The sequence below is a fragment of the Orbaceae bacterium lpD02 genome (genome assembly GCA_036251875.1).
Classification (GTDB): domain Bacteria; phylum Pseudomonadota; class Gammaproteobacteria; order Enterobacterales; family Orbaceae; genus Orbus; species Orbus sturtevantii.
Genome location: CP133960.1, coordinates 122,685 through 136,561, shown reverse-complemented (window position 1 = coordinate 136,561; position 13,877 = coordinate 122,685). Strand labels below are relative to the sequence as shown.

General features: G+C 34.0%; 14 protein-coding genes. 7 read left to right on the top strand and 7 right to left on the bottom strand.

Annotated elements, in window-relative coordinates; all coding sequences use genetic code 11:
- Positions 1 to 54: 54 nt before the first annotated feature.
- Together RHO12_00590 and RHO12_00585 are read left to right on the top strand one after the other, a co-directional pair.
- On the top strand, positions 55 to 561 hold the full coding sequence (locus RHO12_00590; protein ID WVD66285.1) for a helix-turn-helix domain-containing protein: 507 nt from the start codon (positions 55 to 57) through the stop codon (positions 559 to 561).
- Positions 459 to 1,403: an IS3 family transposase gene (locus RHO12_00585; GenBank protein WVD67412.1), complete on the top strand. Its 945-nt coding sequence runs from the start codon at positions 459 to 461 to the stop codon at positions 1,401 to 1,403. Before RHO12_00590 ends, RHO12_00585 begins: the two co-directional genes overlap by 103 nt.
- 61 nt (positions 1,404 to 1,464) lie before the next feature.
- On the opposite strand, the gene gndA is transcribed toward RHO12_00585, so the two are convergent.
- Both gndA and rho read right to left on the bottom strand, forming a co-directional pair.
- Positions 1,465 to 2,883 (bottom strand): NADP-dependent phosphogluconate dehydrogenase, encoded by a 1,419-nt coding sequence (gene gndA / locus RHO12_00580; GenBank protein WVD66284.1) that lies wholly within the window; start codon positions 2,881 to 2,883, stop codon positions 1,465 to 1,467.
- Between the two features lie 164 nt (positions 2,884 to 3,047).
- Positions 3,048 to 4,310, bottom strand: a complete 1,263-nt coding sequence (rho, locus tag RHO12_00575; protein WVD66283.1) for a transcription termination factor Rho — start codon at positions 4,308 to 4,310, stop codon at positions 3,048 to 3,050.
- Positions 4,311 to 4,738: 428 nt separating this feature from the next.
- On the opposite strand from rho, the gene RHO12_00570 reads away from it, so the two are divergent.
- Entirely contained in the window at positions 4,739 to 5,848 is a 1,110-nt protein-coding gene (locus RHO12_00570; protein WVD66282.1) for a YcbX family protein, read from the top strand.
- Between the two features lie 9 nt (positions 5,849 to 5,857).
- On the opposite strand, the gene RHO12_00565 is transcribed toward RHO12_00570, so the two are convergent.
- The 3 genes from RHO12_00565 to ilvC all read right to left on the bottom strand — a co-directional run bounded on the left by RHO12_00565 (position 5,858) and on the right by ilvC (position 9,605).
- Positions 5,858 to 6,826, bottom strand: a complete 969-nt coding sequence (locus tag RHO12_00565) for an FUSC family protein (protein WVD66281.1) — start codon at positions 6,824 to 6,826, stop codon at positions 5,858 to 5,860.
- Positions 6,827 to 6,972: 146 nt separating this feature from the next.
- A complete protein-coding gene (locus tag RHO12_00560; GenBank protein WVD66280.1) occupies positions 6,973 to 7,572 on the bottom strand; it encodes a cell division protein ZapC in 600 nt (199 codons plus the stop codon).
- A 554-nt stretch (positions 7,573 to 8,126) separates the two neighbouring features.
- The gene (gene ilvC / locus RHO12_00555) at positions 8,127 to 9,605 is read right to left on the bottom strand and encodes a ketol-acid reductoisomerase (GenBank protein ID WVD66279.1); all 1,479 of its coding nucleotides are present in this window, start codon (positions 9,603 to 9,605) and stop codon (positions 8,127 to 8,129) included.
- Positions 9,606 to 9,750: 145 nt separating this feature from the next.
- Between ilvC and ilvY the strand changes: the two genes are divergently transcribed.
- The 3 genes from ilvY (at position 9,751) to RHO12_00540 (ending at position 11,639) form a co-directional block, all read left to right on the top strand.
- The gene (ilvY, locus tag RHO12_00550) at positions 9,751 to 10,632 is read left to right on the top strand and encodes an HTH-type transcriptional activator IlvY (GenBank protein WVD66278.1); all 882 of its coding nucleotides are present in this window, start codon (positions 9,751 to 9,753) and stop codon (positions 10,630 to 10,632) included.
- A 126-nt stretch (positions 10,633 to 10,758) separates the two neighbouring features.
- Positions 10,759 to 11,163 (top strand): effector binding domain-containing protein, encoded by a 405-nt coding sequence (locus RHO12_00545; GenBank protein WVD66277.1) that lies wholly within the window; start codon positions 10,759 to 10,761, stop codon positions 11,161 to 11,163.
- 182 nt (positions 11,164 to 11,345) lie between these two features.
- Positions 11,346 to 11,639 (top strand): hypothetical protein, encoded by a 294-nt coding sequence (locus tag RHO12_00540; GenBank protein WVD66276.1) that lies wholly within the window; start codon positions 11,346 to 11,348, stop codon positions 11,637 to 11,639.
- Between the two features lie 63 nt (positions 11,640 to 11,702).
- Here RHO12_00540 and RHO12_00535 read toward each other — a convergent pair whose 3' ends face one another.
- Complete coding sequence (locus tag RHO12_00535; GenBank protein WVD66275.1) at positions 11,703 to 12,248, bottom strand: DUF2165 domain-containing protein; 546 nt, start codon at positions 12,246 to 12,248, stop codon at positions 11,703 to 11,705.
- Between the two features lie 270 nt (positions 12,249 to 12,518).
- Positions 12,519 to 12,956, bottom strand: coding sequence for a hypothetical protein (locus tag RHO12_00530; GenBank protein WVD66274.1), 438 nt, complete (start codon positions 12,954 to 12,956; stop codon positions 12,519 to 12,521).
- A 661-nt stretch (positions 12,957 to 13,617) separates the two neighbouring features.
- Between RHO12_00530 and RHO12_00525 the strand changes: the two genes are divergently transcribed.
- Entirely contained in the window at positions 13,618 to 13,812 is a 195-nt protein-coding gene (locus RHO12_00525; GenBank protein ID WVD66273.1) for a Flp family type IVb pilin, read from the top strand.
- Positions 13,813 to 13,877: the final 65 nt, after the last annotated feature.

Below are 13,877 nucleotides of genomic sequence, written 5' to 3'. Positions count from 1 at the left end.
GGTAATTTGAAGTGACCCCCAATAGTTGGACAACCAATTACTGGGGGTCTTTTTATGTCAAAATACAGTCGAAATTTAAAAATTAGCATTGCTAATGAATTCTTATCAGGAGTATCATCGGAAATACTTTCGAAAAAATATTCTATATGTTCTAGCCAAATAAGGTATTGGGGGCAAGTGGTCGCGATTCATAGTAATGACTCTTTTCAACCAACATCGCATTTACGTGATGCGCAAGCAAGATTACAAGCGCTGGAGTTAATGTGGGCAAATGACTGGTCTCTCAGGTACACGAGTGCCATGCTTAATTTAGTCTCGCCAGGGATTTTGTCAGCTTGGCTTAATAGATACCGTGAAAAAGGATTCGTCGAGCTTGCACATCAATCTAGAGGAAGACTATCCATGAAGCCATCACGTATTGCATCGACTCATTGTAATGATGAAAAAACAGTTGAAGAATTAAAAGAAGAGATAACTTATTTACAAGCGGAAAACGCTGTTCTAAAAAAGTTGGAGGAGCTAAGACAAACAAAACGTCAACAAACAAAGAAAAAACGTTAGTTGTTTTAGCACTTAAATCTCAACATCCTTTAAAGTATTTGCTGTCAGTAACACAGCTGGCAAAAAGTGTATTTTATTATCATGTTAACAGGTTGAAAGAGCCATCTCCTTATGAGAAGGAATTAAAGCGTATTGAAGCGATTTACCATGAACATAAAGGACGTTATGGTTATCGCCGTGTTCATTTAGCTTTAATGAATGAAGGGAGTCAGCTCAATCATAAAACAGTACAGCGATTAATGGGAGAGCTTAATCTTAAATCGACAGTAAGGGTCAAAAAGTATCGCTCTTATCGTGGTGAGATAGGTAAAGCAGCCCCCAATCATCTTAAAAGAAAATTTAACGTTTCAAAACCGAATAAAAAATGGGTAACCGATGTCACAGAATTTAAAGTAAGTGAACAGAAAATTTATCTATCGCCCATTATTGATTTATACAACCAAGAAGTGATTGCTTATAGTATAGCTAAAAATGCACGGTTGACTTTAGTCACCGATATGCTTAAAAAAGGACTGTCACGATTAAAAAACAAACAAAGGCTCTTACTACATAGTGACCAAGGCTGGCAATATAGAAATCCCATTTATCAGAAGCAACTCGCTGATAATGGTATAAAGCAAAGTATGTCGAGAAAAGGAAATTGCTTAGATAATGCTGTTGCTGAAAACTTTTTTGGACTATTAAAATCAGAAATGTATCATGGGCAACATTTTAAAGATGCCGATGAATTGATTGAAAAAATAGAAGAATATATAGAATACTACAACACGAAACGGATTAAAGTTAAATTAAACGGCCTGACTCCGGTAGAATACCGAAACCAGGCCTTACGAGCTACTTAACCAAAGTGTCCAACTTTATGGGGTCACTTCAAATTACCGCCTTTTCGCATAAAAATATTAATTATTTTTTACCTTCAATACCCATCCAATCTGTATGGAATACACCTTCTTTGTCAGTACGCTTATAAGTATGTGCGCCAAAGTAATCACGCTGAGCCTGAATCAAATTAGCTGGCAAGACAGCACTGCGGTAGCTATCGTAATAGGCAATAGCTGCTGATAATGTTGGCACCGCAATACCATTTTGAACTGCCAGTGAAACAACATCACGCAATGATTGCTGATAAGCTTCAACGGTTGTCTTAAAGTATGGCGTTAATAGTAAGTTATCGATATGTTGGTTATCTGCATACGCATCAGTAATTTTTTGTAAGAATTGAGCACGAATAATACAACCCGCTCTGAAAATCTTAGCAATTTCACCGTAATTCAGATCCCAGCTATAATGCTCAGAAGCGGCTTTTAATTGAGCAAAACCTTGTGCATAAGAGATGATTTTACCCATGTAAAGTGCTTTACGGATTTTTTCAATTAGCGCCGTTTTGTCACCTTCCACTTTAGCTTTAGGCCCGCTGAGAACTTTTGAGGCAGCAACACGCTGATCTTTAATTGCCGATAAATAACGCGCAAAAACTGATTCAGTAATTAATGATAATGGTTCACCTAAATCTAATGCACTTTGGCTGGTCCACTTACCTGTGCCTTTATTACCCGCAGCATCTAAAATTACATCAACTAAATGCTGCCCTGATGGCTCTTTGTATTTAAAAATATCAGCAGTAATTTCAATAAGATAACTGTTAAGTTCACCCTCATTCCATTGAGTAAAGACATTGGCGAGTTCATCATTAGAGAGTCCTACAGCATGTTTTAATAATGAGTAGCTTTCAGCAATAAGTTGCATATCACCATATTCAATGCCGTTATGTGCCATTTTAACGTAATGCCCGGCACCATTAGGACCAATATAGGCAACACATGATTCGCCATTTACTTTAGCTGCAATTTTCTCTAAAATCGGGGCAACTAATTGATAGGCTTCTTTTTGGCCTCCTGGCATAATTGAAGGTCCTTTTAATGCCCCTTCTTCACCGCCAGACACACCTGTGCCAATAAAATTAAATCCAGCATCAGATAGCGCTTTATTACGACGAATAGTATCTTCAAAATACGCATTACCACCATCAATAATAATATCACCTTTGTCCAATAAAGGTCGAAGCTCATCAATAACCGCATCAGTACCTTTACCTGCTTGCACCATAATTAAAACCCGACGAGGTTTTTCAAGCGAATCAACAAAATCTTGTAAAGTATAATAAGGTACTAATTTTTTATCCGGATGTTCAGTCATCACTTCAGTGGTTTTATCTTTAGAACGATTATAAATCGAAACGGTATAACCTCTACTTTCGATATTTAATGCTAAATTACGCCCCATAACAGCCATGCCAATGACACCAATTTCTTGTTTAGACATTTTAAACCTCTTCCTTTTAGCCCAATATAGCCAATAGTTGATAAACTAACTTGGTTATTAAACCATATTTAAACAAATAAAAAAAGCTGCTTAATTTGAGCAGCTTTTCTTTATTCTTAACAATCAATTCATTAGAAGATTAATGCGTTTTTAATTAACCATGTTTATGAACGCTTCATCATATCAAAGAACTCTTCATTGGTTTTGGTCATTGATAATTTATCAATTAAGAACTCCATCGCATCAATCTCACCCATTGGATTAAGAATTTTACGTAAAATCCACATTTTTTGTAATTCGTCAGGGGATGTCATGAGCTCTTCTTTACGTGTACCAGAACGGTTAAAATCGATCGCAGGGAATACGCGGCGTTCGGCAATTTTACGTGAAAGTTGCAGTTCCATATTACCGGTACCTTTAAACTCTTCGTAAATGACTTCATCCATTTTTGAACCAGTATCAACTAATGCTGTTGCAATAATAGTTAGACTGCCGCCTTCTTCAACATTACGCGCTGCCCCAAAGAAGCGTTTTGGTCGGTGTAGTGCATTAGCATCAACCCCACCCGTTAAGATTTTACCCGAAGCAGGCACCACAGTGTTGTAAGCACGAGCTAAACGCGTGATTGAATCCAGCAAAATAATCACATCTTTTTTATGTTCAACTAAACGCTTAGCGCGTTCAATCACCATTTCAGCCACTTGTACATGACGAGCCGCAGGTTCATCAAATGTTGAAGCAATAACTTCACCTTTAACCAAACGCTGCATTTCAGTAACTTCTTCTGGACGTTCATCAATTAGTAATACCATCAACTCACATTCAGGATAGTTAGTTGCTAAGCTTTGCGCTATATTTTGTAGCAACATCGTCTTACCGGCTTTAGGCGGTGCAACGATTAAACCACGTTGACCTTTACCTATTGGTGAGGCTAAATCTAATACTCGAGTGGTTAAATCTTCAGTAGAGCCGTTACCTCGTTCCATTCGAAGTCTTGAATTAGCATGTAAAGGGGTTAAGTTTTCAAAGAGAATTTTATTGCGGGCATCTTCAGGTTTATCATGGTTAACTTCATTAACTTTTAGTAAAGCAAAATAACGTTCACCTTCTTTGGGTGGCCTTATCTTGCCTGATATCGTATCACCTGTTCTTAAATTAAATCGTCTAATTTGGCTTGGCGAGACATAAATATCATCAGGACCAGCTAAATAAGAGCTATCTGCCGAGCGCAAAAAGCCAAAGCCATCTTGCAAAATCTCTAATACACCATCGCCAAAAATGTCTTCACCACTTTTCGCATGTTGTTTTAAAATTGCAAAAATAATATCTTGTTTACGTAGACGAGCTAAATTTTCCAGACCCATCGTTTTTTCACCGAGCGCGATAAGCTCAGATACAGATTTTGTTTTCAGTTCAGTTAGATTCATAATTTAATAAGTTCTTGAGGATGATGTTGGTATGTATAGTTTATTTTTGTTTATGTACGTGCTAATCAATAATATACGAATAAGCACACTGAATAATTTTGCATGTCATCTCTTTAATGTAAGAAAAAGCACAATAAACGCTGAGATTATTTACTAATAACATTATATTTTCCACTGATGCTGAGCACTAAAATATTCAACTATGTGGATAAATAGAGAGGAGTCTTCTATGAGATGCAGGTAATTTACACTAAAATAAATGTCATGTCTATGACTTAATCAAAAAAGATATAAAACCATATCAATTTGTCGCCATACAATAATAACGCAACAAATAAAACGACTTCGCTTAAACCTTAACATTGTTGATGTATCTTACTATTAATTCGATCTATAATAGCGGTTTAATTTAGTCTTTTGTGGGCATCATGATTTTTGTAAATCAACTCTATATTCATCCTGTTAAGTCCATGCAAAGCATTGCATTAAAAGAGAGTGATGTGCTTTTAGCAGGGCTTAAGTATGACCGTATTTTTATGGTAAGTGAGCCCGATGGTTCATTTGTTACTGCGCGTGAAGCTCCACAACTCTTACAATTAAATGTCACCATAAATAATGATGGGATTTTAATTAGCGACAATCAGAAAAAAAAGGTGCAAGTCAATTATGCTGATTTTTCAGCAACGAGTGAACCAACTGAAGTCTGGGGATGTCACTTTACTGCCTATATTGCATCAATTAATGTTAACCGTTTTCTAAGCGAATTTTTACAAAAAGATGTGCAACTACGTTGGATTGGTAAACAAAGCGACCGAACGGTGAAGCGTTACCCTAATACTCCACTCGCGTTTGCTGACGGCTACCCATTTTTACTTATCAATCAAGCTTCATTTAATTACTTACAACAGCAATGCCCACAAAAACTAGCTATTGAACAATTTCGTGGGAATATTATTATCGATGGAGCACTGCCGTTTGCTGAAGATGGATGGAAAACAATAAAAATTGGCGACATTATTTTTGATTTGGTCAAACCTTGTGCTCGATGTGTGATGACTCGCGTTGATCTAAGTAATCATCAATTTTTTGCTGATAATGAGCCACTTAAAACTTTGCGTTATTTTAGATTAGACGAACAAGGTGAAATTGATTTTGGCATCAATATGATCGCCCGCAATAGCGGTAAGGTATCAATCAATGATCCTGTTGAGGTACTGCAGCGACAAACCGCTAAAAATTATATCAAATCATTTCCATTAGACGATATTAGCCAAGCAAAACCCTGCATAATTATAGTAGAATCAACATCCTTTGTCGGAAATAATCAACAACCTCTTCTTGAACAGCTAGAACAAAATGGTATTAATCTCCCCTACTCTTGCCGTACTGGCGTTTGTGGTCGTTGCCAAATGATCCTCACCGAAGGTGACGTGACGCCGATGACGCAATCAGCTATTAGGCGAAACAATCGTATCTTGGCATGCAGCTGCATTCCTAAAACTAAGCAGATCAAATTAAAATTCGTACGTAAAGCGTGATAGACTCATTCACTTTCGGACTAAGTTTAAAGTCAAACTAGCACAAATCGCAACTCCCCCGCCAATTAAGGTTTCATAGACTCGCGAGTATGGTAATAAATAAGTTGGGTCATGCCAAAACTCTGCTTCTTCCAGCAGGAGTAGAATAAAAATAGTTATAGCAAAAGTTTTAACTGCATAATTTAATTTCAAAAAAGTGGGTAATAAAAAAATAATAAAAAGCAAGAGTGCGATATCAAAATACGTGCTTTTAAACAGTACAAAATGAAACATTAAAAAGATAAATAATGCGCCCAAAAAACTACCTAGAAAACGAGATAAGGTCTTTTTTATAATTTCAACTTCTTTCGGACGAAGTAATACAATAAATGTTAGAGGGGCCCAATATGCTCGGTACAAATCTAAATAATCCGGTATTGCTAAACTAAGAAATAAAAATAAGCTATAGATAAAGGCTCGTAATCCAAGTCGATTAGAACTGGAATATAAACCTTTAGCAAATAGGCCATTTTTAAACGCATCGCTATCATATTTTTTATGCTTAAGTATAGTTAAGATTGATAAACTAACGATAACACCAGTCAAATAAGCGAGAGGCAACTCTATACTTACGGCAGGCAATGTTGTACCCATACAAGAAAAAATCACAAAAAAGGGAATGATACGATCAATGTACGCATCTTTGTTAAAACTAACATAATAAAAACATGAAAATAAAAATAGAAATAAGTAAAAAGGGACCGATAATTTTAAAATAAAGCCAATTGCGCCACCAATAATAATCAGTGTTAATAAAAAAGCCATATAAAAAATATTACCGCTATCATCTTTAGCTTGATAAACAATATTTGCAAACAAGACAGTAAGAATTCCGAATGTTAGACCGACTAAACCAAATAAGCTATAGCAAATAGCTGAATTGATGATCGCTGTAATCAAGAAAATACCATTATCATTAAAACTAATATAGTTTTTCATTTAATTTCAATTTCCCATTTTTAATTTAAAAAATAGATTACATTGCAGGAATTATATAGATAGTTGGGGTGAGTATAACATAAACGGTATAACCCGTTGAATAATCGATACTGATTATAATGGAATCATTTTTATTGAAAATAAGATTAGGAACACGCTTTATGAAATAGATTAACTACTGATTCGCTTTCATCGTCATTATCATGTTCACCTTCGACTAAGGTGCTATTTTTTGATACTAAGCGGTCATTCATTACTTTGACAATATCAGTCATATTAAATGTTTTTCCAACCATTTTAATGTCATCTTGTGCAATTAAGCAGACTGATGCACAGCTTCCCGTTTCAACGACTAAAAGGTTAATTCGTTGCCCACTGTCTTGGGTCTGAGCTTCAACCACTTCAGCGAAAGTCGGGGTGAATAGTATGGGTTGTTGAATAAAATACCAACTTTTTGGCATTTGTGGCTTTAAAAAATTAGTCGCAACAATAGCATTTAAGACTAATTCAACTTTTTGCGGCTCACTCAAATTAAGCTCTGAACAGTTTTCATAAAATTGATAATACGCGCTGGCATCATCAACCGAAAATTGGCAGGAATTAAATGCATCAGGCGTTAACATTTTTGCGGGATAACGGGAACGAAAAACCATATCACTCGCGATTTCTAACATCAAGCAATCATATTGACTATCAAAATACCAGCGCCAATTATCACTTGGTCTAATCGTTATTTTATTTTTCATACTACTGTCCTTTAACACTGTTGTGTCTAATAATTAATATAACATTTAAAAAAAAAAAATAAATAAATTTAGTAAATTATTTTTTTATAATCATCTAATTTTTAAAAGAATTAATATTAGATCTAAAAAATATAATAAAATTAAAAATAGATCTAAATTTAATTTTTAGGATCATTTTTAAATAATGAAAGATCTTCAATAATCGATTAAATAAAATCTCTTTTTTATAAATGAAAATATTAATTGACGTCTTGCTACAACACGCAACCCGAAATACTCAGTCTATAATTGAGTATAAAAAAGTAGCATTTTTATTGGTAAGTAAAATCTTTGCTAAATAAATATAAAAAGGGATCTATATATGAATAGAAAATTTGGTGAATAGCTGTGCAGTGATCGATTAGATCGAAATCTTATGTCAATAAAATTGATTGGCTATCGATGATAATTAAATGGGCTTTACCCATCGCTTCATGGCTGTTTAGCAATAATAAAAAAGAGCGTATTAGGCTCTTTTAATTATTTTATTGGCATTAACGACAATGGCTCTATTTTTAGCCTGCAACGTTAATTTTTTTCATATCTTTCATATAACTACGAAGTTTATGACCAATTTTTTCAATTGGGTGATTACGAATAGCTTCATTAACATCACGTAATTGTGAATTGTCTACGCTACCTTCTGGGATCGCTTTACCTAAATCACCTGTTTGTAATAGTGGCATAAACTTTTCACTTAATAGTGGTACGGCAACATTGGAAAATAGATAATTACCATACTCTGCCGTATCTGAAATAACCACATTCATTTCATACAAGCGTTTACGTGCAATGGTGTTGGCAATTAATGGTAACTCATGTAATGATTCATAATAGGCTGACTCTTCAAGAATGCCCGCTTCAACCATTGCTTCAAAGGCGAGCTCCACACCTGCTTTCACCATTGCAACCATAACAACACCTTGATCAAAATAAGTTTGTTCATCGATCTTACCGTGGTACTCTGCTGCTTTTTCAAAACCAGTATCACCTGTCTCTTTGCGCCATTTTAATAAATTAGCATCATCATTATTCCAATCAGCCATCATCGTTGCAGAAAAGTGACCTGAAATAATATCATCCATATGTTTACGATAGAGATCAGACATTAATACTTTTAACTCTTCAGCTAAAACGTTAGCACGTAATTTAGCTGGATTGGATAAACGATCCATCATTAAGGTGATACCACCTTGCTTTAACGCTTCGGTGATCGTTTCCCAACCAAATTGCAATAATTTGCAAGCATAAGCAGGATCAACTCCCTCTGCAACTAATTTATCAAAACATAATAGTGAACCCGTCTGTAACATACCGCATAGGATTGTCTGCTCACCCATTAAGTCAGATTTAACTTCAGCAACAAATGAAGATTCTAATACACCAGCGCGGTGACCACCCGTTGCCGCAGCCCAGGCTTTTGCAATAGCAAGACCTTCACCTTTAGGGTCATTAGCTGGGTGAACAGCAATAAGTGTTGGCACACCAAAGCCACGTTTATATTCCTCACGAACTTCTGTTCCTGGACATTTTGGTGCCACCATGATAACTGTGATATCAGGTCTAATCTGCTCACCGACTTCAACAATATTAAAACCATGCGAATATCCAAATGCCGCACCTTGTTTCATCAATGGTTGAACGGCTTTTACAACTGCAGAATGTTGTTTATCTGGTGTCAAATTTATAACGAGATCTGCGGTTGGAATTAACTCTTCATATGAACCGACTTTGAAGCCATTCTCTGTCGCTTTTTTCCATGATGCACGTTTTTCAGCAATCGCTTCTTTACGTAGCGCATAAGAAATATCAAGCCCTGAGTCACGCATATTAAGACCTTGATTTAATCCTTGCGCACCACAACCAACTATCACAATTTTTTTACCTTTTAAAAAATCAGCTTCTTGTGCAAACTCGTTACGTTCCATAAAACGGCATTTACCTAATTGTGCCAACTTTTCGCGCCAGCTTAATGTATTAAAATAATTTGACATTTTTTTTCCTTAAAATAAAAATTGAATATTGCTGAGTTAATCAACTGATTAATGTAGTTCTACTATACTTTATTTTTTTTATTGCTAAAATTGATATATTCAGAATAATACATTGCAAATATTGCAACATAACTAAGCTAATAACATGGAAATTCGTGATTTAAAAATATTTTTAAACCTATGTGAAAGTAACCATTTTGGTTTAACGGCTAAAATGATGCATATTACCCCTTCAACTCTATCAAGGATAATTCAACGCTTAGAGGAGAGTATAGGCCAACAACTATTTATTCGTGATAACAGGTCGGTACAAATTACCGATGCAGGTCAACAGCTAAAGTTATTTGCCAAACAAATGTTACTCAGTTACCAGCAATTACAACAAAATTTGAATCATTCAAATCAACAATTAACGGGAGAGCTTAGTATTTTTTGTTCCGTCACCGCGGCATATAGCCATTTGCCTGATATTTTAGATAAATTTAGAGTGCTGTATCCATTAGTGGAAATCAAGCTTACTACTGGCGACGCGGCTGATGCTGTGAGTAAAATACAATCAAATGAAGCGGATTTAGCGATTGCTGGTCACCCGAAACAACTACCGTTAAGTGTTGATTTTGCCAAATTGGGGGAAATAGAAATGGTGCTATTAATTCCTCGCTTGCGAAGCGCATTTAGTGATAAATTACATAAAAAACAGCCTGATTGGCGTAATATTCCATTTATTTTACCAGAGCACGGACCAAGCCGTCATCGCACCGATCAATGGTTTAAACAAAATAAGATACAATCGCCTAAAATTTATGCAACGGTAGCAGGACATGAAGCGATTGTATCAATGGTGGCATTAGGTTGTGGTGTCGCTTTATTACCTAAAGTTGTAATGGAAAATAGTCCAGAAAGAATACGTGAACGAGTGATTGAATGGTCTTCAAGTTTAATTGAACCTTTTGATATTGGGATCTGCGCTCAAAAACGGCGCCTTAATGAAAAGTTGATTGCTTCATTCTGGCAATTGGCAAATTAGGCAATTTTGGTCAGTTAATTACCGTAATAGACATTAAATTGTAAAGATGAATCACACAATTTACTAAAAGGTAATCAACTATGGCTATGCCATAATAATTAACTATTTATTTTATTGGAGAATATTATGTTTTTTGCTGTAAATTCGGTTGTCACTAATAATTTTACTGATGAAAATATGATTAATAAAATTAAAGCCCTGTGGCAAGATGCCCAAGCTAAACTCACCGATAATAGCGGTTGCGTCTATGGTATTTATCATCACTACCAAAATGATTATCGCGGAGACTATACCTTATCGATTGCAGTAGATCATCCAATAAAGCATTTTTCTGCAATAATTAATCCAAATCCTATTGATAGTTATGCAGTTTTTGAAGTAAATAGCAATCATGAAGATAAAATTTACCAAACATGGCAGCATATCTGGGCCTTAGAGCAAGACCATAAAATTATACGAGCTTATGATGTTGATTTTGAAAAATATTATCCAGATGGTCGCGTTGAAATTTATATTAGTTTACTGAAGTAGTAGAAGTATCAATTAATATGACATTCTGGGTAATCCAAATAAAAAATTTTGTTGTTTTTAGTTTATGTTATTTATTTTATCAGTAAAAAATATTTATATAAATCATGTAAAATAATTGCAAAATAGGCAGTTTTAATGTAAAAATCAATTTTGCATAATGAAAATTTACTCTGGAGTGGTAAATGTTTAAGAAATTACTTGCAGTACTCGTTGTTAGCTTTGTTTTAGTTGGTTGTGGTGATTCAGGTAAGACTATTGATTTTTCATCTAAATCGGCTATGCAACAGTCAATAAAAGAGATGTCTGAAAAGTTAGATAGCCAAGAAAGAAATGTATTTCAACAATCAATAGTAAAAGTTGCTTTTGTTGCTAGCTTAGATTCAAATAATGACGAGGAGAAACTTCTTCAGTTATTAAAATCGAAGTTAGGTGGCAAAACAGCAGAAGAAATTATTAAAGAGTACGGTAGCAAATAAAGTATTTAAAAAAACTCGTTTAATGCGAGTTTTTTTATTTTTGCTATAGCTTTACTTAATAGACTAGCCATTTGGTAAATCATTTTTTGCTATTTTCTTTAGTTCAGGCATATAAACATAAATTGCGGTAATTAAAATGAACATCGAAAATGTGTACGCTTTCATTTGCCCATTCATTTTATTTGCCCACATTGAAAAATATTCCCCGCCTATTACAGCAAAACCAAAATACCATAATAAAACGGCAAATGTTGCACCGACTAAATAAATAACTTGCCCTGTAACAAATCGAGGTTTATTAATTGAAGCAAACATATAGAGTGAAGCACTCATACAAATTAAACCAGTAAAAAGCTCACCAATAATAATCACCCAATAAGCAAATAAATGAAATGTAGGATTGACAATCGCTCTGGCTTCTAGAGTGGGATTATCTGAAAAAAAAGGCTCCATTTTGTCCATAGATAAAACACTATTGACAAATTGATAGTTAGTATTGAAATCAATAATATTGTCATAACCGACTAATAAACAGAAAAACCCTACAAAAAAAGCGATGGTTGCCTTAGATAAATGCTGTACAGAAACCAAACATAAATTACACTTCATAACGTTTCCCCTAATAAAAAAATTAATCATATCATAGCATTATTATTTATTATTGGAATATCTCCAACCGTATTAAGGCAATAAATGGTATGTTACCGCTAGTTAATCTTGACAGCACTTAACAACTTGGTCGATTAACTAATGTTAAATAAATTATAAAACTGCTTACGCCATATCTATAAAATCACTTGCGCTTTATTGCGTCAAATAATTTAAACGTAAAAAAACCACTCGAAAGTGGTTTGACAATTTTTGTAGGCTCGATGTACATTAGCTAGAAGCCCTTTTACATACTTCTTCGTAATGTGACTCTATCATATTTTTTTGTGATAACGCATCACGGAAAGTTAATCCTGATATAGACTTATGCTCATTATCTGCCATAAAAACGTATTCATGTCGAGGTTTAACTTCCATTTTACGGTGATCACTTCCGGCCGTTCCATCAAACGCCTTAAATTCACCTTCCTGCTTAACTTTGAAGTTAAAAATGATTGAGTTACTGCCGTTATCATCAAGATTAATAAGCGTTATCATATCACCATCTTTTGCATAAGATATAGCATGTTTTCTTTCTTGCGTATTATTCTCAAATTCGCCTAGCTTATCGCCATCGTAGTAAGCAACATCGTTCAAAGTTTCAGTACAAACCCAGTTACCAACCAAATAATCAGCGGTAACTTCATTCCCCTTCTCACACCCATTCAAAATAAAAACAAATATTAATATAAAAAATAATTTCTTAAACACTACAATTTCCTATTCAATGTATCCGCGAAAATTATATATTAATTATTAAGTTAAGCAAATATTATTAATATATTTCAATAATTTTAGATAATATTGTCTTAGATCAATTAAATCTGCACCAAAGAACACTATGCTGGTCACTTTCGCTGGATAGTTAATAATTTTGTGTTGGATATGCAATTTCTTGCACTTGATTTATGTATTGAATTTTAGAGACAAAAATCGTAATTGAGTAGCTTATAATTTATAACTTATATGATAGAGATTTATTTATTTTGATTAGAATCAACTTATTTATCAAATAGATATAATATTTAATTTTAATATTTTATACAAAATCATTTTATAAATAAGTAAAATCCTAAAACCAAACTAGTAATTTATTGTATAGAAAAATTATAACTAAATGAATTTAATAATAAAAAATTAAATTATACAAAATAGATTATCTATAGCAATAATCCGCATTGATAAAGTTTAACGACTAATAACAATTTATTGATAACCTATAACCCATTGAAATAATTTGCTTTATATATAATATCAATTATGACTTAATGACTTTAAATCGTTAAGTTACGTAAAGAAAATTAAGCAATTATTATTGAAGGGAGTAAAAATGAAATTAAGTAATTTCATTCGTAAATTTGTAAAAAATGAAACTGGCGTTACTGCTATTGAGTATGCAATTCTGGCAGCAGCCTCCTCCGCCGTCATATTGGTTATTTTTGCACCTGACGGGGTTGTTTCTCACATGTTTGTAAATGTATTTAATAGTCTATCAGATAGATTAGTGAACGTTATTAACGGTTAAAACCAATGCTATTTAACGGTGTAATACCAATTGTTGTGAAGCATTTTTTACAACTATCCGTCACA

Excerpts from the sequence above, each read along its gene's own strand:
- RHO12_00590 (WVD66285.1), top strand. The coding sequence starts at position 55 with ATGTCAAAATACAGTCGAAATTTAAAAATTAGCATTGCTAATGAATTC.
- gndA (WVD66284.1), bottom strand. The coding sequence starts at position 2,883 with ATGTCTAAACAAGAAATTGGTGTCATTGGCATGGCTGTTATGGGGCGT.
- rho (WVD66283.1), bottom strand. The coding sequence starts at position 4,310 with ATGAATCTAACTGAACTGAAAACAAAATCTGTATCTGAGCTTATCGCG.
- RHO12_00570 (WVD66282.1), top strand. The coding sequence starts at position 4,739 with ATGATTTTTGTAAATCAACTCTATATTCATCCTGTTAAGTCCATGCAA.
- RHO12_00565 (WVD66281.1), bottom strand. The coding sequence starts at position 6,826 with ATGAAAAACTATATTAGTTTTAATGATAATGGTATTTTCTTGATTACA.
- RHO12_00560 (WVD66280.1), bottom strand. The coding sequence starts at position 7,572 with ATGAAAAATAAAATAACGATTAGACCAAGTGATAATTGGCGCTGGTAT.
- ilvC (WVD66279.1), bottom strand. The coding sequence starts at position 9,605 with ATGTCAAATTATTTTAATACATTAAGCTGGCGCGAAAAGTTGGCACAA.
- ilvY (WVD66278.1), top strand. The coding sequence starts at position 9,751 with ATGGAAATTCGTGATTTAAAAATATTTTTAAACCTATGTGAAAGTAAC.
- RHO12_00545 (WVD66277.1), top strand. The coding sequence starts at position 10,759 with ATGTTTTTTGCTGTAAATTCGGTTGTCACTAATAATTTTACTGATGAA.
- RHO12_00540 (WVD66276.1), top strand. The coding sequence starts at position 11,346 with ATGTTTAAGAAATTACTTGCAGTACTCGTTGTTAGCTTTGTTTTAGTT.
- RHO12_00535 (WVD66275.1), bottom strand. The coding sequence starts at position 12,248 with ATGAAGTGTAATTTATGTTTGGTTTCTGTACAGCATTTATCTAAGGCA.
- RHO12_00525 (WVD66273.1), top strand. The coding sequence starts at position 13,618 with ATGAAATTAAGTAATTTCATTCGTAAATTTGTAAAAAATGAAACTGGC.